We start from the raw sequence: 26,600 nt of genomic DNA on the forward strand, positions 1-26,600 counted from the left end.
TTTTGTTAGGCTTTGGTTTCATATGGCGTGCCCTGAATTTTAGCCGCTAAAATCTCTATGGGTTCCTTTCGATATATCGAAATTCAGTGGTCTTGGCGTGGTGTGCGGAAATTTTGTTTAGCTAAACTTTTGATGTGGCCCGCTTCTTGATCTTGTCAATTTTCTTGACCAAGTCCTCTGAGCGGAGGTGCGTATATCGCTTTAGCAACTGCATGGACTTGTGCCCGCTTATTGCTGAAACTTTCTGGTCAGATAACCCTCCCTCAACTAATCGGCTCACTGCCTCATGCCTCAGGTCATGAAATCTAAAGTCGGATAATCCAAGCTCTTTAATAAGCAATCCCCATATCTTGGTGAAAGCATAAGGTCGACGCTTTCCGTCTTTGCCTGGCTCGCCAAAGAACACCAAATGGCAGTCGCTTGGTCTTGCTGGGTTCGCCATAGCAGCCTTGAACAGCTCTGTTGCTCGTCTGCTCAACGGCACAGTGCGTTGGCCATCGTTTTTGGTGTCCACCAGTTTCACTATGCGTCGTTCCAGATCGACCATAGGCCTACGCAGCGTGCTGATCTCAGCGGAGCGCATACCGGTCTCCAGAGCGATGCCGACGATCCAGCCCAGCATGGGATTGCTGTGCTTGTTGACGGCGGCCATTAACTGCCGTTCTTCATCGGCAGATAGCCGACGGTTACGTCTCTCACCTGGGCTGGGCTTGCGAATGTTTAGCACGGGGTTGAAGGTTAGGCCCAAGCCCCATTCCTGGATGGCTACAGTGAACAGGTGACTAAGCAGGGCTAGCTCCAGGCGTACCGTGTTGTTGCTGGTAGTCCCGGCGCGTCCTTTCTCGCTCAATCGCTTGTCGCGATAGTTGGCGATGATTTCGGCAGAGAGGGCAGCGAGCGAGTATTTGCCCAGATGCTCTGTGAGCTTCTTGGCCTTCGAAGTCTCTCCACGCTGTGTTGTTGGCTTCTTGGTGGGGGTAATGTCATTGAGATAGCGTTTAAGCGCTACTTCGAGCGTCATACGCTCAGAGCCGCTGCGCTGGATGTACACACCGCGCACCATCTCGTCTTCGGTGCGTCGTGACCAATCCTCAGCGTCGCGTTTGGTGTGGAAGGTTTTGGCGTTAGTCGGCCATCCGGTTTTGCGGATGACGGCCTTCCAGGTGCCGGCAGGGGTTTTAACGATTGTGGCCATCTGAAGGACTCCAAAGGCGTGCAAGCGAAGCCGCACTGTACCTAATTTGTACCTTTGGACCATAGGACTGTATCCGAGATGGTTCCGCCAGAAACGCGAAAGCCGCGCAATGCGCGGCTTTGAGTATGGTGGGCCCACACGGACTCGAACCGTGGACCAAAGGATTATGAGTCCTCTGCTCTAACCAACTGAGCTATAGGCCCTCAGAGGTGGCCGGATTATAACGAGGGTTTTGAAAGGGTGCCATCCGAAAGATCGGTTAGTGCTATACGAAGAAACGCCGCAGCGAATTCCTCCGCCGGCAGGGGCAGGCTGACGATGTAGCCTTGGATCTGTTCGCAGCCTTCGGCGGCGAGGAAGCGCTGTTGGGCCTGGTTCTCCACGCCTTCGGCAATGATGGTGAACTGCATGCTGCGGCCCAGGGCAATGATTGCGCGGGCGATGGCGGCGTCGTGGGGGTCCTCGGGCAGGCCGCGGATGAACGACTTGTCGATCTTGAGGATGTCCAGCGGCAGGCGTTTGAGGTAGCTGAGCGACGAATAGCCGGTGCCGAAATCGTCGATGGCCAATTGCACGCCCAGCTTTTTCAACTGGTGCAGCACGGCCAGGGCTTCCTCGGCCTGGCTCATGATGAAGTTCTCGGTGATCTCCAGCTGCAGGTCACCCGCCTTCAGTTGGTAGGTCTTGAGCAACTGTTCGATGCGCCGCGCCAGGTGCGGGTGACGCAGTTGGGCGCCGGCGAGGTTGATCGACAGGGGGCCGAAGTCTTCGTAGTGCATCTTCCAGAGGTGCATCTGCCGGCAGGCCTGCTCCAGCACCCAGTCGCCCAACTGAAGAATGGTGCCGTTCTCTTCTGCCAGGTGGATGAAGTGCTCTGGCGGCACCTCGCCAAAGGTCGGGTGGCTCCAGCGGATCAGCGCTTCGGCACCGACCAGGCTCTGGGTCTTGAGGCTGAGCTTGGGCTGGAAGCACAGGCTCATCTCGTTGCGCTCGACGGCGCGGCGCAACTCATGTTCGAGGGCGATGCGTTCGCTGGCCTGGGCGGTGAGGTCGCGGGTGTAGGCTTCTACACGGTTGCGGCCTTTGGCCTTGGAGCGGTACATGGCAGCGTCGGCATTGCGGATCAGCGTCGAGACGTCGCTGCCGTCCTGGGGGTACAGGCTGATGCCGATGCTGGCGCTGGTGAAGAACTCGTGCTCGCCGGCCTGGAACGGCGCGCTGAAGCAGGCCAGCAACTTGCCGGCGATGCTGTTGGCGTCGCTGGGCCTGTGCAGGCCGGGCAGAAGGATGATGAACTCGTCACCGCCCAGGCGGGCCACGGTGTCGACGTCACGCACCTGCTCTTTCAGGCGCTGGGCGATACCCTTGAGCAACAGGTCGCCGACCGGGTGGCCAAGGCTGTCGTTGATGTGCTTGAAGCGGTCGAGGTCGAGGAACAGGACCGCGCCCTGGCGGTTGGAGACCTGGGCGCAGGTAAGCACCGCCTGCAGGCGATTCTCGAACAACGCGCGGTTGGGCAGGCCGGTCAGTGGGTCGTGGTGGGCCTGGTAGTCGAGCTTGGCCTGGGCGTGCTTGAGGCTGGAGATGTCGGCGAACACGGCGACGAAGTGGGTGATTTCACGCTCGCTGTTGCGCACCGCGCTGATGGTCAGCCAGCCAGGGTAGAACTCGCCATTCTTGCGCTTGTTGTAGATCTCGCCCTGCCAATGGCCCTCGGCGGTCAGTTGGTGCCACATGGCGGCATAGAAGGCGCTGTCGTGCTGGCCAGAGGCAAGCAGGCGCGGGGTCTGGCCGAGCGCTTCGATCTCACTGTAGCCCGTGATTTCGCTGAAGGCGCGGTTGACCGCGCTGATGCGCTGGTCGATATCGGTGATCAGCACGCCCTCGGCGGTGTTTTCGAACACGGTGGCGGCCAGTTGCAGTTTTTCCTGCATCAGGTGGCGCTCGGTGATATCGCGGGCGATGGTCAGCATGCAGTCGACACCGCCGATCGGCAGGGGCCTGGCAGACAGCTCGCACAGGCGGATCTGCCCATCGCTGCGGCGGATGTGGCAGCTGAAATCACGCACGAAGCCATCACGCTTGAGTTGGTCGACCAGGCGCTTGCGTTCGTTCAGGTCAACCCAGATGCCGAGGTCGAGGGAGGTCTGGTCGATGCTCGGGTTCAGGTCATAGCCGGTGAGGCGGCAGAAGCCCTCGTTGACTTCAATCAGCAGCCCATCACTCTGGCGCGACAGCAGCAGGCCATCGGGTGATGCGTGAAACGCCTTGGCGAACTTCTCTTCCGAGGTTTGCAGTTGCTCCTGGGTTTCCTTGAGCTGGCTGATGTCGCGCACGGCCACCACCAGCGCCGGGGTGCCATCGAGTTCGAAGGTTTCTGCCGAGGTCAGGCCCGTGAACAGCTGGCCGTTGCTGCGCCGGAAGCTCATTTCGAGGTTGCGGATGCCGCCTTGGTGCAGGCGTTCGAGCAAACGTGGGCCGCTGCCTTCTAAGGCCCACAGGTCCAGCTCGGTGGCGGTGCGGCCGATGACTTGGCCCGGGGTCAGGCCGATCTGCTCCTCGAAGGCCTCGTTGACCTCCAGCAGGCAGCCGTCGCTGTGGCGGGCGATCAGCAGGATGTCTGGGCACTGCTGGAACACCGAGGCGAATTTCTGCTCCGACAGGCGCAGGGCATCCTCGGTGCGTTTGGTCTCGCTGATGTCGATCATCAGCCCGCGCATCACCGGCCGATGCCCATGCTCGATCAGGCTGACGATGTTGCGCACCCAGAGCGGTTGGCCATCGGCGCGGATCACCCGGTAGTCGAGGCTGTGATCACGCCTGGCGGCGGTCTCGCTGTCGCAGTAGGCCTGGGCCCAGAGCGCGTCCTCGGGGTGCAGGATGCTGCGCCAGAAGCCCGGTTTGAGCCAATCATGCAGCGGGTAGCCGAGCAGGTCCTCGGCGTGGGGCGAGACATAGCTGTAGGTAAAGTCGTTGGCGTCCGCCTCCCAGGCGATTGCCGACAGGCTTTCGACCAGGCCGCGGTAGTGATACTCGCTGCTGCGCAGTTCTTGTTCCAGGGCGATGCGACGGGAAATTTCCGAGCTGAGCCGACGGTTGATACGAATGACTACTGCGAGAATCGCCACCAGTAGCAGCACTGCAGGCAAGCCATAGATGAGCATGTCGGACCAGAACATGCGCTGGTCCACCACGTTGCCGACCCAGCGCTGCTGAATATGGCTGACTTCGGCGCTGGTCATGTCGGCCATGACCTTATCGAGAATGCCCACCAGGACTTTGTTATCCCGCGGTGCGGCCATGGCCAGCTGGTAGCGGTAGGGCGTTTCGCCGCTGACGTAGAGGCCGTCGAGCTTGAGCTGGCGCAAGCTCCAGATGCTCGAGGCGAGGTCGCCGACCACGGCATCGACCTCGTCTGTGGCCAGGGCTTGCAGCGTCGAACTGACATTGGGCATGGCCACCAGGTTGAGGTCCGGGTGGTGGGTGCGCAGTAGTTCGTGTGGGGCGTAATCCTCGACCACGGCGATTTTCAGGCCGTACAGGTCTTTCAATGAACGGGGTTGTGCACCGCCTTTGTGGGCAAGGATGACAATGGGGAAGTCGAGGTAGGGGCGGGTGAAGGCCAGATAACCCTGACGCTCTGGGGTCGACATGATGCCGGGGAGCAGGTCGAGCTTGCCATCGCGCGCTTGCGCCAATACCTCGGTCCAGCTCTTTGGCTCGACCGGTTTTAGCGTCACACCCAGGCGTTCCTGGATCATGGCGATGTAGTCGGCGGCCAATCCCTGGTACCGGCCCTCCTGGTCGCGAAACTCGAACGGTGGCCAAGAGGCGTCTACGCCCAGGCTCAACTGCGGGTGGGCAGCCAGCCAGGCTTTTTCCTCGTCTGTCAGGGTCAGGGCGCCGGCCGTTGTGGTCCACAGAATCAGGAGCAGCAACAGGATGGCCGGCATCAGGGGCATAGCGGCCTCGCGATCAGAGTGTCTGACGACGAGTGTAGACCGGCATTCAGGGGGATGTGGGGCGGAAGTCGGGCATTGTGTTGCAGCCGGGGCCGTAAAAGAAAAACCCCGGCCTGGGCCGGGGTTTGTCATCACTCGTCGAGGAAGGAGCGCAGATGCTCGCTGCGAGTTGGGTGGCGCAATTTGCGCAACGCCTTCGCCTCGATCTGACGGATCCGTTCACGGGTCACGTCGAACTGCTTGCCCACCTCTTCGAGGGTGTGGTCGGTGTTCATGTCGATGCCGAAGCGCATACGCAGCACTTTGGCTTCGCGGGCGGTCAGGCCCGAGAGCACGTCGCGGGTGGCTTCCTTGAGGCTTTCGACCGTGGCTACATCGATCGGGGACTGCATGGTCGAGTCCTCGATGAAGTCGCCCAGGTGCGAGTCTTCGTCGTCACCGATCGGGGTTTCCATGGAGATCGGCTCTTTGGCGATCTTCAGTACCTTGCGGATCTTGTCCTCAGGCATTTCCATGCGCTCGCCCAGCTCTTCCGGGGTCGGTTCACGACCCATTTCCTGCAACATCTGCCGGGAAATGCGGTTGAGCTTGTTGATCGTCTCGATCATGTGCACCGGAATACGGATGGTGCGCGCCTGGTCGGCGATCGAGCGGGTGATCGCCTGGCGAATCCACCAGGTGGCATATGTCGAGAACTTGTAGCCGCGACGGTATTCGAACTTGTCCACCGCTTTCATCAAGCCGATGTTGCCTTCCTGGATCAGATCGAGGAACTGCAGGCCACGGTTGGTGTACTTCTTGGCGATGGAGATCACCAGACGCAGGTTCGCCTCGACCATTTCTTTCTTGGCGCGGCGGGCCTTGGCTTCACCGATCGACATGCGACGGTTGATTTCCTTGATCTCGGCGACGGTCAGGCCAGTCTCGGTCTCAAGGTCGATCAGCTTCTGTTGGCAAGCGACGATGGCAGCGTCTTTTTCACCCAGGGCGGCAGCCCACTTGGTGCTACGCTTGGCCAGGTCACCGCTCCAGGTCTGGTCGGTTTCGTTGCTTGGGAACATGCGCAGGAAGTCGGCACGCGGCATGCGGGCGTCACGGACGCACAGTTGCATGATGGCGCGTTCTTGCTGACGCAGGCGGCTCAGTGCATCACGCACGCGCTCGACCAGTACCTCGAACTGCTTGGGTACCAGCTTGATCGGCATGAACAGGTCAGCCAGGGCCTGAAGGGCCGCGATGCTTTCCTTGGCGCTGCGACCGCTCTTCTTCAGCACCTTGTTGGTGACTTGAAGCTGATCGGCAACGGCACCGAAACGCTGAGCTGCTACGACGGGGTCCGGGCCACTTTCGGCCTCTTCCTCGTCATCGCTCTCTTCGCTTTCTTCTTCGTCGTCTGTTTCTTCCTTGGTAGCCGCGGCCTTGGCGCCTGGAACAGGCACTTCTTCGGTCGGGGCAGCGATGTTGTCATCAGGGTCGATGTAACCGCTGAGCACATCGGACAGACGGCCACCTTCGGTGGTGACACGATCGTATTCGCTGAGAATGTAGTCGACAGTACCCGGGAAGTGAGCGATGGCGCCCATGACTTCACGGATGCCTTCCTCGATACGCTTGGCGATTTCGATCTCGCCTTCGCGGGTCAGCAGCTCGACAGTACCCATTTCACGCATGTACATGCGCACCGGGTCGGTCGTGCGGCCGATATCGGTTTCAACTGCCGCCAACGCAGCAGCGGCTTCTTCGGCCGCGGCTTCGTCGGTGTCGGCTTCCGCCAACAGAAGGGCATCCGCATCCGGAGCACTCTCGAATACGTTGATCCCCATGTCGTTGATCATGCGGATGATGTCTTCCACCTGTTCAGGATCTGAAATATCCTCAGGCAGGTGGTCGTTGACCTCCGCGTAAGTCAGGTAGCCCTGCTCACGACCGCGGGTGATCAACTCTTTGATACGAGACTGCTGTTGCGCTTTTCCGGACATAACACCCTATCCACTGAAGGTCTTGGCGGGCAAAAAACAAGCCGAGGATTATACCCGAGCATGGGCCTCACGCGCCAGATGAGGTCGGCGTTTGTGCGGGAACATTCCTGCTAAGCAGGGCGAGAAGCTGAGATTTTTCCTCACTGCTCAACTCGCTTTGACGTGCTTTCCTGAGCAGATGTTCCAGGCTGCGCTCGCGTTGGCGGGCGGACAAGCTAGTTATAGTGTCGAAAAACTGTTGTTCAAGGTTGTCGGCCACGATCAGCCATTCCTTCTCGGCCAATGCCCGCAGCAAACGGCCCTGTTCGGTGCCGTGCCAGCGTGCAATCAGCTGCATTGAGCTTAGCCCAGGATTCTTCTGCGCGGCTTCGATCAATGCCACCAGCAACTGGCTGTAGAGGTGCTCTTCGTCGGCGAAGTGGCTGGCATCTTCCACCTTTCCGGCCAGCAGCGGGTGGTGCAGCAGGGTGCGCAGGGCGGCCAGCGTAGGCGGCTCCACGGGGGCTGGCGTGCGCGGTGGCGCCTCATCGCGTTGCTGCCAGGGCTTGCCGCCTTTGCGGTTTTTGTCCCAGGGCTTGTCGCTCCACGGTTTCTTGCCGCCACCCTTGTTCGGCTTCCATTGCTGCTCTTGCTGCGCCGGGGCGTAGTCGTGCTGCGGCATGTCGCCGAAGTCCGGGGTGTAGCTGGCCATGGCGTCGTAGTCATAGCCCGGGTCGTAGTCCGGTACGCTGCTGTTGGCAGCCGGCTGTTGGGCCAATTGCTCTACTTGCTGCGGGTCGAGGCCGGTAATTTCTTTCAGGCGGTTACGCATCAGCTGGCGCAGGTTGGCGCCCGGGATTTTTTCGACCAGCGGTGCAGCCAGGGTGGCCAGATGCGCTTTGCCTTCCAGTGAGCGCGGGTCGGCCTCAATGCTCAATTGCTCGAAAAAGTAATCCGCCAGTGGCTGGGCGTGCTGGTTGATGCGTGCCATGAAAGCATCGGTGCCTTCGGCGCGCACCAGGCTGTCCGGGTCTTCGCCTTCGGGCAGGAACAAAAAGCGTGCGCGGCGGCCGTCCTGCAGGGCCGACAAGGTCGACTCCAGTGCGCGCCAGGCGGCTTTGCGCCCGGCTTGGTCGCCGTCAAAACAGAACAATACGCTGGGCACCACACGGAACAGGCGCTTGAGGTGTTCTTCGCTGGTGGCGGTGCCGAGGGTGGCGACGGCATTGCGCAGGCCTTGCTGGGCCAGTGCGATAACGTCCATGTAGCCCTCGACGACAATGATTTCATCGAGGTTGCGGTTGTGCTTGCGTGCCTCGTAAAGCCCGTAGAGCTCTTGGCCCTTGTGGAAAACCGGGGTTTCCGGGGAGTTGAGGTACTTGGGCTTGTCGTCCCCCAGTACGCGGCCACCGAAGGCGATCACCCGGCCACGGCTGTCGCGGATCGGGAACATCACACGGTCGCGGAAGCGGTCATAGCGCTTGCCGCTCTCGGCGTTCTCGATCAGCAGGCCGGCGTCGATCATCACCTTTTGCTGCAGGCTGTCGGCGCCCAGGTGCTTGAGCAGGTTGTCCCAGCCTGGCGGGGCAAAGCCCAGGCCGAAGTCGCGGGCAATCTCACCGGACAGGCCGCGCCCCTTGAGGTAATCCACCGCCGCCTTGCGGGTCGGGTGGCTGCGCAGGGCCTGGCGATAGAATTCGGTGGCAGCATCCAGTAGCGGGTACAGCGGCGAATCTGTCGGCTGGCGTGGCTTCTGCGCGCGCCGGCCTTCCTCGCGTGGCACTTCCATGCCGGCGGCACGGGCCAGTTCCTCGACTGCCAGGGGGAAGTCCAGGTTGTCGTGGTCCATGACGAAGCCAAGGGCGTTGCCGCCGGCGCCGCAGCCGAAGCAGTAGTAGAACTGCTTGTCGGGGCTGACCGTGAAGGAAGGGGTTTTTTCCTTGTGGAACGGGCAGCAGGCGGAGTAGTTCTTGCCGGTTTTTTTCAGCTGGACGCGCGAACTCACCACGTCGACAATGTCGAGGCGGTTGATAAGGTCGTCAATGAAGCTCTGGGGAATCAGCCCGGCCATGGCAGTCTCGTCATCTGGCAACTGGCAAGTCTAATCGCTCACGCGCCGGTTGGGGCGAATGCTGCAAGGGGAAGTGCGAGGGAGGTATGTGCTCGTCGCCAGCCAATGAAGGCTCGTCAGACAGGACGTGCACGCCTGGTCAAGGACCAGCTCTGACGTTTCAGGCAGGTTGCCCTGCTGCAGTTCGCATGACGCGAGTGCGTAGGGGCCTTGAGCTAGCTGCCCAAGTTTGAAGCAATTGTGTAGCAACCGCTGCCATCGGCCCGGCGGTGAGCCGGGCAGGGCAGAAGCTTTGCGTAGAACGTCTGTATTAGTACAGACGAACGGCGCGGCGCTGTTCGCGCTGAACTTTCTTGGCGTGACGCTTAACAGCGGCAGCTGCTTTACGCTTACGCTCTGCGGTCGGCTTCTCGTAAAACTCGCGGCTACGAACTTCAGCCAGTACACCGGCTTTTTCGCAGGAGCGCTTGAAACGACGCAGAGCTACGTCGAAGGGTTCGTTCTCTTTAACTTTGACGGCTGGCATCCAGGGCTACCTTAATTCATTACCGGGGTAGACGTGCTCCTGGCAAAACAAAGGTGTGCTGGAGAACGTCGGTTTTCAAGGGTTGCGGATGTTAACCCTTAGCTGGCCGGAATGCAAAGCCTCTGATCGAAAACCGCTGGTCGGCACCCGACACGGCGACTATCATGCGCGGCTTCGAATTCAGCCCCCACAAGGGACGAACCCATGCTAGTACTGGGATTGGAAACATCCTGCGACGAAACTGGCGTCGCATTATATGACAGCGAACGCGGCTTGTTGGCCGACGCGCTGTTCAGCCAGATCGACCTGCACCGCGTGTTCGGCGGTGTGGTCCCCGAGCTTGCCTCACGCGATCACGTCAAGCGCATGCTGCCGCTGATCCGCCAGGTGCTGGACGAGGCTGGCTGCGTGGCCACCGAGATCGACGCCATCGCCTACACCGCGGGTCCTGGGCTGGTCGGCGCGTTGCTGGTCGGAGCTTCCTGCGCCCAGGCGCTGGCGTTTGCCTGGGACATTCCGGCCATTGGTGTGCACCACATGGAAGGCCATCTTCTGGCGCCCATGCTGGAAGAAACCCCACCCGAATTCCCGTTCGTCGCTTTGTTGGTGTCGGGCGGCCATACCCAGCTGGTACGGGTTGATGGCATCGGCCATTACCAACTGTTGGGCGAGAGCCTGGATGACGCGGCCGGTGAGGCCTTCGACAAAACCGCCAAGCTGATCGGCCTGAACTACCCAGGCGGCCCTGAAATCGCCCGGCTGGCCGAGCAGGGCGTACCGGGGCGCTTTGTCTTCCCGCGGCCGATGACTGATCGCCCAGGCCTGGAATTCAGTTTCAGCGGCCTCAAGACGTTCGCCCTGAACACCTGGCAGCAATGCCGCGATGCTGGCGACGACGGTGAGCAAACCCGTTGCGACGTGTCCCTGGCATTCCAGCAGGCGGTGGTGGAGACTTTGACCATCAAGTGCAAGCGGGCCCTGAAGCAGACTGGCCTGAAGCGGCTGGTGATCGCCGGTGGCGTCAGCGCCAACAAGGCTTTGCGCGCGTCCCTCGAGGACATGCTGGGCAGCATGAAGGGCAACGTGTACTACGCGCGCCCGCAGTTCTGCACCGACAACGGCGCCATGATCGCCTATGCCGGCTGCCAGCGCCTGTTGGCGGGGCAGCAGCAGGACCTGGCGATCAGTGTGCAGGCGCGTTGGCCGATGGAGCAGTTACCGCCGGTCTGAAAGGTGTCAGAAGTGGCGTTCGCGCCCGGCGAACAGGTCGCGCAGGTTGTTGCGATGACGCCAGACGATCATCACCGTGAGTACGCTGATCGGTAGCAAGGCCTCTGGCTCGCGCCAAGCGAGCAGGGGCAGGGTCAGCGGCGTGGCGATTAGCGCTGCCAGCGAGCTGGTGCGGGTGAGGTAGAAGGTCAGCAGCCAGGCGGCGATGGCCAGCAGTGCGGCTGGGAAGTACAGGGCCATGAGCAGGCCGGCGGCAGTCGCGACGCCCTTGCCGCCCTGGAAGCGAAAGTACAGCGGGAACAGGTGGCCCAGCACCGCGCAGACGCCAACCCAGGCCTGCGCGTGCAGGTCGAGCCCGGCAAGGCGGGCGAGCAATACTGGCAACAAGCCCTTGCACAGGTCGCCAAGCAGGGTCAGGATCGCCAGCTTGCGGCCTGCCAGGCGTAGCATGTTGGTGGCCCCGGCATTGCCCGAACCGCTGGAACGGGGGTCCGGGCTACCGAACAGGCGGCTGAGGACGATGGCGAAGGACAGCGAGCCGAGCAGGTAGGCGAGCAGCGCCAATAACCAAAACATGCTAACTATTCCGGGCGAGGACGCCCTGATTCTAACGGCGCCAGTCGCCCTTGTCGTGCTGTGGAGAGAAGTGCTTGGACAGAGTGTTCATCGAAGGCCTGGAAGTCGATACCGTCATCGGTGCCTATGACTGGGAGCGGGATATTCGCCAGTGCTTGCGCCTGGACCTGAGTTTCGCCTGGGATAACCGCCCGGCAGCGGCCGGCGACGATCTCAGCCTGGCGCTGGACTACGCCAGTGTTTCGGCGCGTATCCAGGCATTTTCCGAGCAGGCGCGCTTCGAACTGGTGGAAACCTTCGCCGAGCGCCTGGTCGCGGTGCTGATGGAAGAATTCCAGATCCCGTGGGTGCGGCTGAAACTGACCAAGCCAGGCGCGGTCCCCGCTGCCCGTGGCGGTGTTGGCGTGGAGATCGAGCGCGGATGTCTCTGAACACGGTTTATCTGGGCCTGGGCAGCAACATCGACCGCGAGGCGCACCTGTGCGCGGGGCTTGATGCCTTGGCGGGCATCCTCACCGACATGCGTTGTTCGCCGGCGTTCGAGAGCCAGGCGGTGGGTATCAAGAGTGGCCCGTTCATCAACTTCGTGGTGACCGGCAAGACCGATCTGCCACTGATGGAGCTGGACCGCCGGCTCAAGTTCATCGAAGCCGACAACGGCCGCTACGCGCCCGAGCGCAAAGGGCTGCCGCTGGATATCGACGTGTTGATGTATGACGACCTGCACGGCACGTTCGATGGGTTGGTGCTGCCGCGGGCCGAGATTCTGAAAAACGCGTTCGTGTTGTGGCCATTGTCGCTCTTGGCGCCCGAGCTGGTGCACCCTGGGGTGGGCAAGCCCATGGCGCAGGTGTGGCAGGAGGCGCGGATTGATCAGGTGCTGGCCCCGGTCGCCTTCGAGTGGCGAGGGTTGCAGCTGACGCCGGCCTGAGCCTTGCCCTTTCGGTGCCTTGCCGGGCCTCTTCGCGGTGCCCGGCAATCGTGAAATCAGCCTTCTGCAGCGCTTTTGTAGGCCGTCAGCGCCTTTAATCGCTCACCTTTAAGCGACTCGCCCAACGCCTGCCCGGTCAGCCCAGCCTGCACCAGCGGCTTCACATCCACAGCCCTTGCCGCAGCTGCTGCCCCTCGCAGGTAGTCAGCCTGTGGATAAGCCAGACTGCCCTGGCGCGCGCGCGCATCCATCTCGCAGGCGCTGATGAAGTCGTCGAAGCGCTGTGGCCGCCGATACACATCGAACTTCTGCAACAGCTCCAGCAATGCCGTGGACGGCAACTCAAGGGCCTGGTTGCATTGAGACAGGCACTCACCCACCAGTATGGCCAGCTCCTGGCAGTCTCGCGGCGCCTTGAAGCGCTGGCTGACCGCCTTGATCGTTGCTGGCTGCAGCTCGCGCAGCAGGCAAGCCCAGCGCACATGCAGTGGTTGATCATGCTGCGCGGCCTGCTCCAGGCCCGCCAAGGCGTGGGGGCTATCCTCAAGCTCTGGCAACAGTGCCTGCAAGGCATCGCAAGCGCGCAAGACCTCGAAGAACACCTGGGGTTGCGGCTCCATCAGCGCGCGCTCGATCTCTTTCCAGCTGCGTTCGGCGGTGAGCGCCTGCAGTTCGCCAGAGGCACTGATCTGACGCATCAGCGCCAGGGTTTCGTCAGCCACCTTGAAGCCCAGTGGCGCGTAGCGTGCGGCAAAGCGGGCAACCCTGAGTACCCGCAGGGGGTCTTCGGCGAACGCGGGGGACACGTGGCGTAAAAGGCGCCTTTCGAGGTCCTCTTTGCCGTGATAGGGGTCGTAAAGCGTGCCGTCGTCGTCCTCCGCCATCGCATTGATGGTCAGGTCGCGGCGGATCAGGTCTTCTTCGAGGGTGACGTCGGGGCTGGCATGGAAGGTAAACCCGCCATAGCCACGGCCACTTTTGCGCTCGGTGCGCGCCAGGGCGTATTCCTCACCGCTTCGGGGGTGGATGAACACCGGGAAATCAGCGCCTACCGGGCGGTAGCCCAGGGCCTGCATCTGTTCGACGGTGGCGCCAACCACCAGCCAGTCGATGTCGCTGACGGGGCGCCCGAGCAAGCGGTCGCGCACGGCGCCGCCAACTTTGTAGATGTGCATGTACAGCCTCCATAACTGCCCACAGGATAACCTGTTGGCAGTTATGCGGGGGCGTCGCGGCTAGAGGTGGTGGATGACGGCCAGGTCCATGCGGCCATAGTCGGCGCTTTCGCCATGCTCGCCGCGCGGAGGCATGTGATGGGTCTTCATGACCTGGTCGCCTTGTACGGTCTCCAGGTGAATGTCGAAGCCCCACAGGCGGTGCAGGTGCTTGAGCACTTCCTCGGTCGAGTCGCCCAGCGGTTTGCGGTTGTGTTGTTGGTGGCGCAGGGTCAGCGAGCGGTCGCCGCGGCGGTCGATGCTCCAGATCTGTACGTTGGGTTCACGGTTGCCCAGGTTGTATTGGGCCGCCAGTTGTTCGCGAATGAACCGGTACCCTGCCTCGTCATGGATAGCGGGTACCAGCAGGTCATCACGCTGGTCGTCGTCAAGAATGCTGAACAGCTTGAGGTCGCGGATCACCTTGGGCGACAGGTACTGCAGGATGAAGCTCTCGTCCTTGAAGCTGCTCATGGCGAACTTGATGGTCGAGAGCCAGTCGCTGCCGGCAATGTCGGGGAACCAGTGGCGATCTTCTTCGGTTGGGTTTTCGCAGATGCGGCGGATGTCGGTGTACATCGCAAAGCCAAGCGCATAGGGGTTAATGCCGTTGTAGTACGGGCTGTCGAAACCTGGCTGGAACACCACGCTGGTGTGCGACTGCAGGAACTCCATGATGAAACCGTCGGTGACCAGGCCCTCGTCGTACAGGTCGTTCATCAGCGTGTAGTGCCAGAAGGTGGCCCACCCTTCGTTCATCACCTGGGTCTGGCGCTGCGGATAGAAGTACTGCGCTATCTTGCGCACGATGCGCACCACTTCGCGCTGCCAGGGTTCGAGCAGGGGGGCGTGTTTTTCGATGAAGTACAGGATGTTTTCCTGAGGTTCGGCGGGGAAGCGCGCATCATCACGCTCACCACCCTTCTCCGCGCCCTTGGGGATGGTGCGCCACAGGTCGTTGATCTGCCGTTGCAGGTGCTCTTCACGCTCCTTCTGCCGGCGCCGCTCCTCCTCGGCAGAAATGGGGTAGGGGCGCTTGTAGCGGTCGACACCGTAATTCATCAGCGCGTGGCAGGAGTCGATGAGGTCTTCGACGGCATCGATGCCGTGGCGCTCTTCACACTGGGCGATGTACTGCTTGGCAAACACCAGGTAGTCGATGATCGAACTGGCATCGGTCCAGGTGCGGAACAGGTAGTTGCCCTTGAAAAAGCTGTTGTGGCCATAGCAGGCATGGGCGATTACCAGTGCCTGCATGCACATGGTGTTTTCTTCCATCAGGTAGGCGATGCACGGGTCGGAGTTGATCACGATCTCGTACGCCAGGCCCATCTGGCCCCTACTGTAGGACTTTTCGGTACTGAGGAACTGCTTGCCATAGGACCAGTGGTGGTAGCCCAGCGGCATGCCTACCGAGGCGTAGGCATCCATCATCTGTTCGGCGGTAATCACTTCGATCTGGTTGGGATAGGTGTCCAGGGCGTAACGCTCGGCCAGGCGGCTGATTTCCCGGTCGTAGGTCTGGATCAGGTCGAACGTCCATTCGGACCCGGTGGAAATAGGTTGGCGTTTCTGAGCTCTGGCGGTCATGTGGCTAACCTGCGCTGGAAGAGTTCACGGAAGACCGGGTAGATGTCGCCGGCCGATACCAACTGCTGCTGGGCGAACGTGTCGGGGAAGCCTTCGCCGATTCGCTCGTACTCGTACCACAGCGCCTGATGCTCACGGGGGGTGATCTCGACGTAAGTGTAGTACTGCACGTGCGGCATGATCTGCTTGGAGAGGATCTCGCGGCAGATCGGCGAGTCGTCGTTCCAGTTGTCGCCGTCGGAGGCCTGGGCGGCATAGATGTTCCAGTCACTGGCCGGGTAGCGCTCGGCCATGATTTCCTGCATCAGCTTGAGCGCGCTGGAGACGATGGTGCCGCCGGTCTCCCGCGAATAGAAGAACTCTTCCTCGTCCACTTCCCGCGCACTGGTGTGATGGCGGATGAAGACCACTTCGATGCGGTCGTAATTACGCTTGAGGAACAGGTACAGGAGGATGAAGAAGCGCTTGGCGATGTCCTTGGTGGCCTGGGTCATGGAGCCGGAAACGTCCATCAGGCAGAACATCACCGCTTTCGAACTGGGGTTGGGCTGCTTGACCAGCAGGTTGTACTTGAGGTCGAAGGTGTCGAGGAAGGGCAGGCGGTTGATGCGTGCCTTGAGCCGTTCGATTTCTTGCTCGACTTCCTGGATGTCGGTGAAGTTGTCAGGTTCCTCGACCTTCAGGCGGTCGAGTTCTTTCTGCGCTTCGCGCAACAAGGCACGGCTGCTGCCGGTCAGGGCAATACGCCGGGCATGGGCCGAACGCAGGGTGCGAACGATGTTGATGCGTGATGGGTTGCCTTCGTTGGCAATACCGGCACGTACAGTCTTGAAGGTGTCGGCACCGGTCAGGTGGCGTTTGACGAGGTTGGGCAGTTCGAGGTCTTCGAACATGAATTCGAGAAACTCTTCCTGGGTGATCTGGAAGACGAACTCATCCATGCCCTCGCCAGAGTTGCCGGCCTTGCCACGGCCACCGCCGCCACCACCCTGGGGCCTGGGGATGTGTTCGCCGGCGGTGAATTCCTTGTTGCCAGGGTGCACGATGGTCTGCTTGCCGCCACGACCGTGGTGCAACACTGGTTCATCGATGTCCCGTCCCGGAATGCTGATCTGCTCGCCATGCTCCATGTCCATGATGGAGCGGCGGCTCACGGCCTCTTCGACGGCCTTTTTGATGTGCTCACGGTAGCGCCGCAGAAAACGCTGGCGGTTGACCGTGCTCTTGTTCTTGCCGTTCAGGCGTCGGTCGATTACGTAGCTCATGGTCCCTCCGGTGACTGGATGCAGCTGCAAGCCACGAGCTTCAAGCTGCAAGAAAGAGCAGCCACCGCGGCTGCAAGCTGTGGCGTAGACAGAAGCGCCGACGCCGGGCAGCTTGCAGCTTGCGGCTAGAAGCTTGCCGCTTTATTGCGATTTCCTGACCCGCAGGTACCATTCCGACAGCAAGCGCACCTGCTTGTCGGTGTAACCACGCTCCACCATCCGGGTGACGAAGTCGTTGTGTTTCTTCTGGTCTTCCTTGCTGGCCTTGGCATTGAAGCTGATGACCGGCAGCAGGTCTTCGGTGTTGGAGAACATTTTCTTCTCGATCACCACCCGCAGTTTTTCATAGCTCAGCCAGCTCGGGTTCTTGCCGTTGTTGTTGGCGCGTGCGCGCAGTACGAAGTTGACGATCTCGTTGCGGAAGTCTTTCGGGTTGCTGATGCCGGCAGGCTTCTCGATCTTCTCCAGTTCTTCGTTGAGGGCAATACGGTTGAGGATCTCGCCGGTTTCCGGGTCGCGGTATTCCTGGTCCTGAATCCAGAAGTCGGCGTACAGCACATAGCGGTCGAAGATGTTCTGGCCGTACTCGCTGTAAGACTCGAGGTAGGCGGTCTGGATTTCCTTGCCGATGAACTCGATGTAGCGCGGTGCCAGGTATTCCTTCAGGTAGCGCAGGTAGCGTTCGCGCACTTCGGCCGGGAACTGTTCCTGTTCGATCTGCTGTTCGAGCACATACAGCAGGTGAACCGGGTTGGCTGCGATCTCGTGCGGGTCGAAGTTGAAGACCTTGGACAGGATCTTGAAGGCGAAGCGGGTCGACAGGCCGTTCATGCCCTCGTCGACGCCTGCCGAGTCCCGGTATTCCTGGATCGACTTGGCCTTAGGATCGGTGTCCTTGAGGTTTTCACCGTCGTAGACACGCATCTTCGAATAGATGTTGGAGTTTTCGGGCTCCTTGAGGCGCGAGAGCACGGTGAACTGGGCCAGCATCTTGAGGGTGTCGGGCGCGCAATGGGCCTTGGCCAGCGAGCTGTTGACCAGCAGTTTGTCGTAGATCTTGATTTCGTCACTGACGCGCAGGCAGTAGGGCACCTTGACGATGTAGATCCGGTCGATGAACGCTTCGTTGTTTTTGTTGTTGCGGAAGGTGTGCCACTCCGATTCGTTGGAGTGGGCCAGCAGGATGCCGGTGTAGGGGATCGCCCCCAGCCCCTCGGTACTGTTGTAGTTTCCTTCCTGGGTCGCCGTCAGCAGGGGGTGCAGGACCTTGATCGGCGCCTTGAACATCTCGACGAATTCCATCAGGCCCTGGTTGGCCCGGCACAGCGCACCCGAATAGCTGTAGGCGTCGGCGTCGTTCTGTGGGTATTCCTCGAGTTTGCGGATGTCCACCTTGCCCACCAGGGCAGAAATGTCCTGGTTGTTCTCATCGCCGGGTTCGGTCTTGGCGATGGCGATCTGGTTAAGGATCGAGGGGTAGAGTTTGACCACCTTGAACTTGGAGATATCGCCGCCGAACTCCTGCAGGCGCTTGGTGGCCCAGGGCGACATGATGGTGTTCAGGTAGCGCCGTGGGATCCCAAACTCTTCCTCGAGAATGGCCCCATCTTCGGTGGCGTTGAACAAACCCAGTGGTGATTCGAATACAGGCGAGCCCTTGATGGCGTAGAAGGGCACTTTCTCCATCAGCTGCTTGAGCTTCTCGGCCAGCGACGACTTGCCGCCGCCTACCGGGCCCAGCAGGTAGAGGATTTGCTTCTTCTCTTCCAGGCCCTGCGCCGCGTGGCGGAAGTACGAAACGATCTGGTCGATGCATTCTTCCATGCCATGGAAGTCTTCAAAGGCCGGATAGCGCCGAATGACCTTGTTCGAGAAGATCCGTGAAAGCCTGGAATTGTTGGAGGTGTCGACAAGCTCCGGTTCGCCGATGGCCAGCAACAGCCGTTCTGCCGCCGAAGCGTAGGCGCTGCGATCCTGCTTGCACAGCTCGAGGTACTCCTGCAGCGAAAGTTCTTCCTGGCGGGTGGACTCGAAACGTTGTTGGAAGTGGCTAAAAATGCTCATGACGTCACCTCGCTCGATACGTGGAGACGACGCCGGATCAGTCAGCTGATGCTGGCATGCAACCGGGTTCGCCGATTGCTGTATACCCCCCAGAACACCCTTGAAACGCTACCGATGACCCGCACGCCGGTGTACCGGCTCTCCCCTTTTTTGGATGGCCTGGGCTTAAGGATAGTTGGTAATACGCAAGGTCAAGGGCGCGAGGCCGAGAAGTTGCTCGCGACCGTTCGTCAGGTGAGCCGCAAGCCCGCATAGGGCGCGGGCTGCAGTAAAAATGAAAAAATTATTCAGCAGCACCTTGGGCAGTCTCGCCCGGGTAGGTGGCGCGCCACAGCTCAAAGCCGCCATCGACGCTGTACACCTCCGAGAAGCCCTGGCCGGCCAGGTAGGCGGCGGCGCTCTGGCTGGAATTGCCGTGGTAGCAGACCACCAGGGTCGGTGCATCGAGGTCGGCATTGCGGATGAAGTCGGCGACCGAATGGTTATCCAGGTGGGTGGCGCCGCTGATGTGGCCGGCGGCAAAAGCCTGTGGGTCGCGAATATCGACCACTACCGCACCTTGCGCGCGCAGGGCCAGGGCCTGCTCGGGAGGGATGCGCTTGAATTCGCTCATGGGTACGGTTTCCTTCAGGGCTGATCGTTGAGTCTAGTGGGTTGTGCCGGCGTGCGTACGGTGCCGTCGTCGGCGCAGTCGCAGCGATGGTATTCACCGCTGTCGACGTTATAGAGGGTCATGGCACCGCCCCACACGCAACCGGTGTCCAGGGCGATGATGCCGGGCTCGTCGACGCGCCCTTCAAGGGCGGCCCAGTGGCCGAAGATGATCTTCACATGCCGCGAGCGGCGGTCCTTGTGCGCAAACCAGGGCTTGTAGCCTTTGGGGGCTGCGCCCAAGCCTTCCTTGCTCTTGAGGTCGAGCTTGCCCTCGGGGGTGCAGAAGCGCATGCGCGTGAGGTAGTTGGTGATCACCCGCAGGCGCTCGATACCTGTGAGGTTCTTGCTCCACTTGTTCGGCTCGTTGCCGTACATGCCATCGAGGTAGAGCTTGAGGCGCCCGTCGTCCCGCAGCACTTCCTCGACTTCGGCGGCAAGCTCAAGGGCTCGGCCCAGGGTCCACTGTGGCGGTATGCCAGCATGTACCATGGCGATACCGCGGGGCTCGTCGTAATGCAGCAGTTTTTGCCGGCGCAGCCAGTCGAACAGCAGGTCGGCGTCTGGCGCTTCGAGGATAGCGCCCAGGGTGTCGCTCTTTTTCAGGCGTTCGACGTTGTGCCAGGCGGCCAGCAGGTGCAGGTCATGGTTGCCCAGCACGCACACCAGCGAGTCACGGATCGAGTAAAGGAAGCGCAGGGTTTCCAGCGACTCGGGGCCGCGGTTGACCAGGTCACCGACCAACCAGAGGCGGTCGATGGCGGGGTTGAAGCGCACGCGTTCGAGCAGGCATTTGAGCGGTTGCAGGCAGCCTTGCAGGTCACCGACGGCGTAGGTCGCCATCAGTGCAGGGCTCCGGGTACCGCCAGGCGGAAGGGCGCGATCTGGGCATCGAAGCGTTTACCGTCTTCGGCGAACATCTGGTAGCTGCCCTGCATGGTGCCGACGCGGGTGCTGATGACCGCGCCACTGCTGTAGGTATGGCTCTGGCCCGGGTCGATGTTCGGTTGCTGGCCGACCACGCCGGCGCCGCGCACTTCCTCTACTTCGCCATCACCGTTGGTGATCAGCCAGTGTCGGGACAGCAACTTGGCCGTGACCGAGCCGTTGTTCTGCACGGTAATGGTGTAGGCGAAAGCGAAACGACTGTTTTCGGGGTCGGATTGTTCTTTGAGGTAGCGGGTCACGACGCTGACGTCGATCTGATAGCGGGGATCGGACATGCAAAGGCCTTGGGCGAACTGACGCAATAATGCAGTCTAGGCCATTGGCGGGGGGGAGGGCCAGCGGTGTGGTCGCGGGCAGGCATGTCAGCAGGGGGGGGGTGGTGCCGGCCTCTTCACGGGTGAACCGCGAAGAGGCCGGTGCAGGCGCTATCAGGCTTGTTGGTCAGCCAACTGGTCTGCCAGGCGCACGAAGGCCGCCAGGTCCAGCTGCTCAGGCCTCAGGCTGCCATCAACGCCAGCGGCTTCGATCGCCTGGCTGTCGAGCAGGCCTTTGAGGGTGTTGCGCAGTGTCTTGCGACGCTGGTTGAAGGCTTCGCGAACGACCCGCTCCAGCAGCAGGTGGTCCTTGGCTGGGAACGGCAGCACTTCGTGTGGCACCAGGCGCACGATGGCCGAGTCCACCTTTGGCGGCGGGTTGAACGCGCCAGGGCCGACGTTGAACAGGTGTTCGACCCGGCAGTGGTACTGCACCATGATCGACAGGCGGCCCCAGTCACCGCCACCCGGGCCTGCGGCCATGCGCTCGACCACTTCCTTCTGCAGCATGAAGTGCATGTCGCGGATCAGCCCGGCGTGGCTGAGCAGGTGGAAGATCAGCGGGGTGGAAATGTTGTAGGGCAGGTTGCCGACCACCTTGAGGCTGCGCGGTGGCACGCCGAGCTGGTTGAAGTCGAACTTCAGGGCGTCGCCCTGGTGCAGGCGGAAGTTGTCACGGCCGGCGAACTTGTGCTGCAGGATCGGCACCAGGTCCTTGTCCAGTTCCACCACGTCCAGCTGTGCACCGCTGCCCAGCAGGCCCTCGGTGAGGGCGCCCTGGCCTGGGCCGATTTCCAGCAGGTGTTCACCCGCCTTGGCGTGGATGGCGCGCAGGATGCGGTCGATGATGCCGGCGTCGTGCAGGAAGTTCTGACCGAAGCGCTTGCGCGCCCGGTGTTGGTATTGCTCGTTCATGGTCGGTTCTCGGCCATCTGGTAGGCGGTTTCCAGGGCAACCCGCAGGCTGCCGGTATCAACCTTGCCGGTGCCGGCCAGGTCCAGGGCGGTGCCGTGGTCGACCGACGTGCGGATGATCGGCAGGCCCAGCGTCACATTGACGGCGGCGCCGAAGCCTTTGTACTTGAGTACGGGCAGGCCCTGGTCGTGGTACATCGCCAGCACTGCGTCGCAGTGCTCCAGATATTTGGGGGTAAACAGGGTATCGGCCGGCAGCGGTCCGCGCAGGTCCATGCCTTCGGTGCGCAGGCGGGCCAGTGTCGGTTCGATGATGTCGATTTCTTCGCGGCCCAGATGGCCGCCTTCTCCGGCGTGCGGGTTGAGGCCGCAGACCAGGATGCGAGGGTTGGCAATGCCGAACTTGTCGCGCATATCGGCGTGCAAAATGCGGGTGACACGCTCGACGCGTTCAGCGGTGATCGCGTCGGCAATCTCGCGCAGCGGCAGGTGAGTGGTCACCAGGGCCACGCGCAGGCCGCGGGTCGCGAGCATCATCACCACTTGCGCGGTGTGGGTCAGCTCGGCGAGGAACTCGGTATGCCCGGAAAAGGCAATGCCGCTCTCGTTGATCACGCCCTTGTGCACAGGGGCGGTGATCATCCCGGCGAAATGCCCGTCCAGGCAGCCAGTGCCTGCGCGGGTCAGGGTTTGCAGGACGAAGGCGGCATTGGCCTTGTCCAGCTGGCCTGCCGTCACGGCGGTGGCCAGGGGTGTATCCCAGACATACAAGCTGCCCGCAGGCGCTGGCTGGTCGGGCCAGTGGTCCGGCGCTACGGGCAGCAGGTTGACGGCCAGCCCCAGCTGCGTGGCCCGCTCGGCGAGCAGGTCACGGCTGGTGATGGCAATCAGGGGGTGGGGCTGGGCGTCTGCGGCGAGCAGCAGGCACAGGTCGGGACCTATGCCGGCTGGTTCACCGGGGGTGACGGCGAAGCGCAGGGGCTTCACTGTGCAGCCTGGTCGGCGCCAGGCAGCTTGATTTCAACGTAGGCCTCGTCGCGGATCTGGCGCAGCCAGGTCTGCAGCTCTTCGTCGTACTTGCGGTTGCGCAGCACGTTCAATGCCTGCTGTTCACGCGCCTGTTCGGTACTGTCGGTGGCGCGGCGGCCCAGCACTTCCAGGACGTGCCAGCCGTACTGGGTCTTGAACGGTTTGGTGACTTCGCCTTGGGCTGCGTTGGCCATCTGCTCACGGAACTCGGGCACCAGGCTGTTCGGGTCGACCCAGTTGAGGTCGCCGCCGTTAAGCGCCGAACCCGGGTCTTCCGAGAAGCTCTTCGCCAGCTCGCCGAAGTCTTCGCCGTTCTTGATGCGGTCGTACAGGCGTTCGGCCAATTGCTCGGTGGCTGCGTCGCTGCGGATTTCGCTCGGCTTGATCAGGATGTGGCGTACATGCACTTCGTCACGCAGCACGTTCTCGCTGCCACCACGCTTCTCTTCCAGTTTGAGGATGATGAAGCCGTTGGGGATACGGATTGGCTGGGTGACATCGCCAGTGGCCATGTTGCTGAGCATCTTGGCGAAGTCAGGTGGCAGCTGGCCGGCTTTACGCCAGCCCATCTCGCCGCCTTCCAGGGCGTTCTCGCTGGCAGAGCGGGCGATGGCCAGCTGGCCGAAGTCCGCGCCTTGCTTGAGCTGCTGGTAGACATCGCCGGCCTGCCGGGCAGCCGCCTGGATGGCGTCGGAGTTGGCGCTTTCCGGGGTCGGGATAAGGATGTTGGCCAGGCGATACTCTTCCGAGAGCTGCATCTTGCCCAGGTCCGAGTTGAGGAAGTTTTTCACTTCCTGCTCGGAAACCTGGATGCGCTCGGCCACACGGCGCTGGCGCACGCGGCTGATGATCATCTCGCGCTTGACCTGCTCGCGAGCGTCGTCGAACGACAGACCGTCATGGGCCAGGGCCGCGCGGAACTGGTCCAGCGACATGCCGTTGCGCTGGGCAATGGTGCCGATGGCCTGGTTCAGCTCCTCATCGGTGATGCGGATGCCGGAACGCTCGCCGATCTGCAGTTGCAGGTTTTCGACGATCAGGCGCTCAAGCACCTGTTGTTCGAGGGCGCTGGTCGGTGGCGCGCCGGCGCCACGTTTGGCGATGGTTTGCTGAACTTCATGGACGCGCTGGTCCAGTTGGCTCTGCATGACCACGTCGTTGTCGACGATGGCCACCACGCGGTCCAGGGGTTGTACCGCGGCATGCACCGCGCCACTCAGCAAAGCGGCGCCCAGCAACACTGGGCGCAGACGATCAATAAGCTTGGTCTTCACGTGTACGGTAACCTTGAATGCCTTCGTCGAGGAAAGATTCGACCTTGTTGCCCACTACACCACCGAGGCCTTTCAGCACGATCTGCAGGAAGATACCGTGGTCGCCTTTTTCGTTCGCTGGAAGGGCTTGGCTGAAGTCGTCGTAGTCGATCCAGTAACGGTTGATCAGGCGCAGCTTCCAGCAGCAGTTGTCATACTCGAAACCGCCCATGGCTTCCAGGGTGCGGTTGCGGTTGTAGTCATGCTGCCAGCGAGCGATGACGCTCCACTGCGGAACGATCGGCCAGATGACCGAGAAGTCATGCTGCTGGATCTTGTAGTAGTCCTTGATGTAGTTCTCGCTGCCTGGCACACCGTAGTCGCCGCCGCCCACTTTCCAGGTACCGGTCTGGGAGTCGTAGGAGATGGTGTCGTTGCGGTAGCGATAACCGAGGTTGACCACCTTGTTCGGGTTGTCTTCAGGCTGGTAGTGGAACATCGCGCTGCCCGAGCGGGTGCTGCGGCTGTCCGGGTCCCAGTTGAAGTCCGAATTGAAGCGCCAGTCGCGGTTGAACGCATAGTTGTACACCAGGGCGTACGGCGAAACGTCGGCCTGCGAGTCGGCGCGGGTCTTGTAGTTGATACCCGGCAACTGGACCTTGCGATCCTTGAAGTAGTAGGCCTGGCCGATGCTGAAGCTCTGCCGCTCGAAGCCATCGTCCTCGATCCAGCGCGTGGTCACGCCCAGCGACAGTTTGTTCTCGTCGCCGATGCGGTCGGTGCCGCTGAAGCGGTTGTCGCGGAACAGCGAGTCGTAGCTGAACAGCGTTTCACCCGAGTCGAACAGCGGGATGTCCTTCTGGTCCTTGTACGGGACGTAGAGGTAGAACAGGCGCGGTTCGAGGGTTTGCTTGTAATTTGTGCCGAACATCGAGGTGTTGCGGTCGAAATACAACCCGCTGTCCACGCTGAAGATTGGCACGTCACGGTTCACCGTGCCGCTGTAGCTGCCATAAGCTACCGGATCAGCTGCCTGCAGCCTGATAGCGTCGGCCTTGCCTTTGCTGTCCAGGTCGAGGTCGTAATGGGTGTAGGCGTACTTCAGTTTTGGCGTCAGGTAGCCGTAGCTGGCTTCCATCGGCAGGCTGATCGATGGCGCGAAGTTCAGACGTGTGCCGTTGGCACGGGCAATACCGGCAATGTTCTGGTCAAGCCGTCGGCCGCCCAGCACTTGCCCGGTAATCGGGTCCCTTACAACGCCTGCTGTCGTGTCTGGCACGCCGTCCTTGTTGAATACCAGGTCGTCTTTCAGGTCACGATCAAAGCGAACCGCTTCAGTCTCATAAGCAAGGTTCAGCCCACCCGGCTCGAACGGCAGCTTACCGTTGAAGGTGATCTGCGGCAGGCGGTCATACGGCGTGATCTGCGAGATGGTCGCCATCTCGTAGGCATGCACGTTCAACCGCGCGGTGTAGCTGTCGCCACGGTAGGTCAGGGCGCCCTGCTGGTTGAGCAGGTCCTGGGTCTCTACGCCGATCTGGTCGGATTCGAGGTCCTGGAAGTAGAACGGGTCGCTGATGTCGGTGTAGTCCACCTCGGCCATCAGGCGCTCGTCCAGGCCACCCTTGTGCTGCCAGTTGACCATCCAGCGCTGTTCTTTGTAGTCAGTCTGGTCTTTACGGTCGTCGTTCTTGTCGTTCAGGTACGCGCCGCCGAACTGGCCTTCGCTGGACGGGGTCAGGTAACGGAACTCACCTTCCATCAGCAGGCCGCGCTTGGTCATGTAGCGCGGGTACAACGTGGCGTCATAGTTTGGCGCCAGGTTGAAGTAGTACGGGGTGACCAGCATGAAGCCGGTGTCGCTGCTGCTGCTGAACGAGGGCGGCAGGAAGCCGGACTGGCGACGGTCGTCGATCGGGAAGTAGATGTACGGTGTGTAGAACACCGGGAAATCCTTGACCCGCAAGGTGACGTTGGTCGCCGTGCCGAAACCGGTGGCCGGGTTCAGGGTGATGTTGTTGCCCTTCAGCTGCCAGGCGTTGCTGCCCGGTTCGCAGGTGGTGTACGTACCGTCCTTGAGACGGATGATGGCGTTTTCGCCACGTTTGGCGTACAGGGCGTTGCCGCGGATGTGCGACTTGTGCATCACGTATTCGGCGTTGTCGACCTGGGCTTCGCCCGTGTCGAGCTGGATCTGCGCCTCGTCACCGACCACCAGCGAGCCGTTGTCACGGATCTTGACGTTGCCCTTGAGCTCGCCACGGTTCTCGGTCTGGTAGAGGTTGGCCTCGTCGGCCTCGGCCTGCATGCTGCCCTGGCGCATCACCACGTTACCGGCGAGGGTAGCGATCTGCTGCTCCTGCTGGTACTTGGACACCTTGGCATTGATGTAGGTCGGCGACTCGTCCTTGGGCGTGGTGTCGGCCATGCCAGGGCGGGTCGGCTCGATGTACGCGCCACCGCAGTACGGGCCGGTTTCGGCCAGCTGGGCGGCGGTGAGCTTGTCACGCGGGACCCAGTCGAGGTGGCTGTAGTCTTCGCTGCGCGACTTCAGGCCACGGCCCTTGGCCTCGGTGACCAGCATCGGCTTGTCCGCGGTTTCGGCTTCGCCCGCCTGGGCTTCGGTACCGGAACTGAGGGCAGCACCCTCGTGCACCGGACGCGGCGGCAGGTTGTTGACAGGCGCCTTGGGCTTGCAGTCCCAACCACCGGAGGCGGACACTTGGCAGTCGAACTGTTCGGCTGCCACGACGTACGACGTGGCCAGAGGTTGCAGGGCCAGCAAACCGCCGGTGACCAGCAACGGAAACTTTCTACGAAACGCGGGGGATTTCAATGCCATCTTATTAGTCCGGGCTTCCTGCGTGCCATCTGCCCGCGTGTGGGGCCGCACGCCTCTCGATGGTCTG

At 61.6% G+C, this 26,600-nt stretch carries 20 protein-coding genes and 1 tRNA gene; 3 read left to right on the forward strand and 18 right to left on the reverse strand.

The genetic code is table 11. The features are described 5' to 3' along the window. Positions 1 to 121 precede the first annotated feature (121 nt). The 6 genes from LJX93_RS01985 to rpsU all read right to left on the reverse strand — a co-directional run bounded on the left by LJX93_RS01985 (position 122) and on the right by rpsU (position 9,712). Entirely contained in the window at positions 122 to 1,195 is a 1,074-nt protein-coding gene (locus LJX93_RS01985) for a tyrosine-type recombinase/integrase (RefSeq protein ID WP_227696710.1), read from the reverse strand. Positions 1,196 to 1,321: 126 nt separating this feature from the next. Next, a tRNA-Ile gene (locus LJX93_RS01990) sits at positions 1,322 to 1,398 on the reverse strand. 15 nt (positions 1,399 to 1,413) lie between these two features. Further along, complete coding sequence (locus LJX93_RS01995; protein ID WP_095065567.1) at positions 1,414 to 5,157, reverse strand: bifunctional diguanylate cyclase/phosphodiesterase; 3,744 nt, start codon at positions 5,155 to 5,157, stop codon at positions 1,414 to 1,416. Positions 5,158 to 5,288: 131 nt separating this feature from the next. Beyond that, positions 5,289 to 7,136, reverse strand: coding sequence for an RNA polymerase sigma factor RpoD (gene rpoD / locus LJX93_RS02000; protein ID WP_033703065.1), 1,848 nt, complete (start codon positions 7,134 to 7,136; stop codon positions 5,289 to 5,291). A gap of 67 nt (positions 7,137 to 7,203) precedes the next feature. Further along, complete coding sequence (gene dnaG, locus LJX93_RS02005) at positions 7,204 to 9,186, reverse strand: DNA primase (RefSeq protein WP_033703064.1); 1,983 nt, start codon at positions 9,184 to 9,186, stop codon at positions 7,204 to 7,206. Positions 9,187 to 9,496: 310 nt separating this feature from the next. Then, positions 9,497 to 9,712, reverse strand: a complete 216-nt coding sequence (gene rpsU, locus LJX93_RS02010; RefSeq protein ID WP_003255575.1) for a 30S ribosomal protein S21 — start codon at positions 9,710 to 9,712, stop codon at positions 9,497 to 9,499. A gap of 204 nt (positions 9,713 to 9,916) precedes the next feature. Between rpsU and tsaD the strand changes: the two genes are divergently transcribed. After that, the gene (tsaD, locus tag LJX93_RS02015; RefSeq protein WP_047583864.1) at positions 9,917 to 10,942 is read left to right on the forward strand and encodes a tRNA (adenosine(37)-N6)-threonylcarbamoyltransferase complex transferase subunit TsaD; all 1,026 of its coding nucleotides are present in this window, start codon (positions 9,917 to 9,919) and stop codon (positions 10,940 to 10,942) included. Positions 10,943 to 10,948: 6 nt separating this feature from the next. On the opposite strand, the gene plsY is transcribed toward tsaD, so the two are convergent. Beyond that, a complete protein-coding gene (gene plsY / locus LJX93_RS02020; RefSeq protein ID WP_033703062.1) occupies positions 10,949 to 11,518 on the reverse strand; it encodes a glycerol-3-phosphate 1-O-acyltransferase PlsY in 570 nt (189 codons plus the stop codon). Positions 11,519 to 11,592: 74 nt separating this feature from the next. Here plsY and folB point away from each other — a divergent pair, with 74 nt between their 5' ends. Together folB and folK are read left to right on the forward strand one after the other, a co-directional pair. Next, the gene (gene folB, locus LJX93_RS02025) at positions 11,593 to 11,949 is read left to right on the forward strand and encodes a dihydroneopterin aldolase (protein WP_033703061.1); all 357 of its coding nucleotides are present in this window, start codon (positions 11,593 to 11,595) and stop codon (positions 11,947 to 11,949) included. Then, positions 11,940 to 12,449, forward strand: coding sequence for a 2-amino-4-hydroxy-6-hydroxymethyldihydropteridine diphosphokinase (gene folK, locus LJX93_RS02030; RefSeq protein WP_033703059.1), 510 nt, complete (start codon positions 11,940 to 11,942; stop codon positions 12,447 to 12,449). Before folB ends, folK begins: the two co-directional genes overlap by 10 nt. 56 nt (positions 12,450 to 12,505) lie before the next feature. Here folK and LJX93_RS02035 read toward each other — a convergent pair whose 3' ends face one another. The 11 genes from LJX93_RS02035 to LJX93_RS02085 all read right to left on the reverse strand — a co-directional run bounded on the left by LJX93_RS02035 (position 12,506) and on the right by LJX93_RS02085 (position 26,533). Beyond that, positions 12,506 to 13,624, reverse strand: coding sequence for a multifunctional CCA addition/repair protein (locus LJX93_RS02035; RefSeq protein ID WP_033703058.1), 1,119 nt, complete (start codon positions 13,622 to 13,624; stop codon positions 12,506 to 12,508). 60 nt (positions 13,625 to 13,684) lie between these two features. Next, entirely contained in the window at positions 13,685 to 15,253 is a 1,569-nt protein-coding gene (locus LJX93_RS02040) for a SpoVR family protein (RefSeq protein WP_033703057.1), read from the reverse strand. Continuing rightward, positions 15,250 to 16,518 carry a YeaH/YhbH family protein gene (locus LJX93_RS02045; RefSeq protein ID WP_227696711.1) on the reverse strand — a complete coding sequence of 423 codons (1,269 nt, stop codon included), beginning with the start codon at positions 16,516 to 16,518 and terminating at the stop codon, positions 15,250 to 15,252. Before LJX93_RS02045 ends, LJX93_RS02040 begins: the two co-directional genes overlap by 4 nt. 141 nt (positions 16,519 to 16,659) lie before the next feature. Next, positions 16,660 to 18,582 (reverse strand): PrkA family serine protein kinase, encoded by a 1,923-nt coding sequence (locus LJX93_RS02050; RefSeq protein ID WP_027594382.1) that lies wholly within the window; start codon positions 18,580 to 18,582, stop codon positions 16,660 to 16,662. A 283-nt stretch (positions 18,583 to 18,865) separates the two neighbouring features. After that, a complete protein-coding gene (gene glpE / locus LJX93_RS02055) occupies positions 18,866 to 19,195 on the reverse strand; it encodes a thiosulfate sulfurtransferase GlpE (RefSeq protein WP_047583863.1) in 330 nt (109 codons plus the stop codon). 14 nt (positions 19,196 to 19,209) lie between these two features. Beyond that, positions 19,210 to 20,076 (reverse strand): symmetrical bis(5'-nucleosyl)-tetraphosphatase, encoded by an 867-nt coding sequence (locus LJX93_RS02060; RefSeq protein WP_033703053.1) that lies wholly within the window; start codon positions 20,074 to 20,076, stop codon positions 19,210 to 19,212. Then, on the reverse strand, positions 20,076 to 20,456 hold the full coding sequence (apaG, locus tag LJX93_RS02065) for a Co2+/Mg2+ efflux protein ApaG (RefSeq protein ID WP_033703052.1): 381 nt from the start codon (positions 20,454 to 20,456) through the stop codon (positions 20,076 to 20,078). Before apaG ends, LJX93_RS02060 begins: the two co-directional genes overlap by 1 nt. Positions 20,457 to 20,609: 153 nt before the next feature. Further along, complete coding sequence (gene rsmA / locus LJX93_RS02070) at positions 20,610 to 21,410, reverse strand: 16S rRNA (adenine(1518)-N(6)/adenine(1519)-N(6))-dimethyltransferase RsmA (RefSeq protein ID WP_033703051.1); 801 nt, start codon at positions 21,408 to 21,410, stop codon at positions 20,610 to 20,612. Continuing rightward, positions 21,407 to 22,396 carry a 4-hydroxythreonine-4-phosphate dehydrogenase PdxA gene (gene pdxA / locus LJX93_RS02075; protein ID WP_033703049.1) on the reverse strand — a complete coding sequence of 330 codons (990 nt, stop codon included), beginning with the start codon at positions 22,394 to 22,396 and terminating at the stop codon, positions 21,407 to 21,409. The genes rsmA and pdxA overlap by 4 nt, the downstream gene beginning before the upstream one ends. Beyond that, positions 22,393 to 23,712 carry a peptidylprolyl isomerase SurA gene (gene surA, locus LJX93_RS02080; RefSeq protein WP_033703048.1) on the reverse strand — a complete coding sequence of 440 codons (1,320 nt, stop codon included), beginning with the start codon at positions 23,710 to 23,712 and terminating at the stop codon, positions 22,393 to 22,395. The genes pdxA and surA overlap by 4 nt, the downstream gene beginning before the upstream one ends. After that, a complete protein-coding gene (locus tag LJX93_RS02085; RefSeq protein WP_033703047.1) occupies positions 23,693 to 26,533 on the reverse strand; it encodes an LPS-assembly protein LptD in 2,841 nt (946 codons plus the stop codon). Before LJX93_RS02085 ends, surA begins: the two co-directional genes overlap by 20 nt. Positions 26,534 to 26,600 lie beyond the last annotated feature (67 nt).

This window comes from Pseudomonas sp. HN2-3 (genome assembly GCF_020691745.1).
In the GTDB taxonomy this organism is placed as follows: Bacteria; Pseudomonadota; Gammaproteobacteria; order Pseudomonadales; family Pseudomonadaceae; genus Aquipseudomonas; species Aquipseudomonas capeferrum.

Bases quoted from the DNA above. Each gene is read 5' to 3' on its own strand.
- LJX93_RS01985 (WP_227696710.1), bottom strand. From the start codon at position 1,195: ATGGCCACAATCGTTAAAACCCCTGCCGGCACCTGGAAGGCCGTCATC.
- LJX93_RS01995 (WP_095065567.1), bottom strand. From the start codon at position 5,157: ATGCCCCTGATGCCGGCCATCCTGTTGCTGCTCCTGATTCTGTGGACC.
- rpoD (WP_033703065.1), bottom strand. From the start codon at position 7,136: ATGTCCGGAAAAGCGCAACAGCAGTCTCGTATCAAAGAGTTGATCACC.
- dnaG (WP_033703064.1), bottom strand. From the start codon at position 9,186: ATGGCCGGGCTGATTCCCCAGAGCTTCATTGACGACCTTATCAACCGC.
- rpsU (WP_003255575.1), bottom strand. From the start codon at position 9,712: ATGCCAGCCGTCAAAGTTAAAGAGAACGAACCCTTCGACGTAGCTCTG.
- tsaD (WP_047583864.1), top strand. From the start codon at position 9,917: ATGCTAGTACTGGGATTGGAAACATCCTGCGACGAAACTGGCGTCGCA.
- plsY (WP_033703062.1), bottom strand. From the start codon at position 11,518: ATGTTTTGGTTATTGGCGCTGCTCGCCTACCTGCTCGGCTCGCTGTCC.
- folK (WP_033703059.1), top strand. From the start codon at position 11,940: ATGTCTCTGAACACGGTTTATCTGGGCCTGGGCAGCAACATCGACCGC.
- LJX93_RS02035 (WP_033703058.1), bottom strand. From the start codon at position 13,624: ATGCACATCTACAAAGTTGGCGGCGCCGTGCGCGACCGCTTGCTCGGG.
- LJX93_RS02040 (WP_033703057.1), bottom strand. From the start codon at position 15,253: ATGACCGCCAGAGCTCAGAAACGCCAACCTATTTCCACCGGGTCCGAA.
- LJX93_RS02045 (WP_227696711.1), bottom strand. From the start codon at position 16,518: ATGAGCTACGTAATCGACCGACGCCTGAACGGCAAGAACAAGAGCACG.
- LJX93_RS02050 (WP_027594382.1), bottom strand. From the start codon at position 18,582: ATGAGCATTTTTAGCCACTTCCAACAACGTTTCGAGTCCACCCGCCAG.
- glpE (WP_047583863.1), bottom strand. From the start codon at position 19,195: ATGAGCGAATTCAAGCGCATCCCTCCCGAGCAGGCCCTGGCCCTGCGC.
- LJX93_RS02060 (WP_033703053.1), bottom strand. From the start codon at position 20,076: ATGGCGACCTACGCCGTCGGTGACCTGCAAGGCTGCCTGCAACCGCTC.
- apaG (WP_033703052.1), bottom strand. From the start codon at position 20,456: ATGTCCGATCCCCGCTATCAGATCGACGTCAGCGTCGTGACCCGCTAC.
- rsmA (WP_033703051.1), bottom strand. From the start codon at position 21,410: ATGAACGAGCAATACCAACACCGGGCGCGCAAGCGCTTCGGTCAGAAC.
- LJX93_RS02085 (WP_033703047.1), bottom strand. From the start codon at position 26,533: ATGGCATTGAAATCCCCCGCGTTTCGTAGAAAGTTTCCGTTGCTGGTC.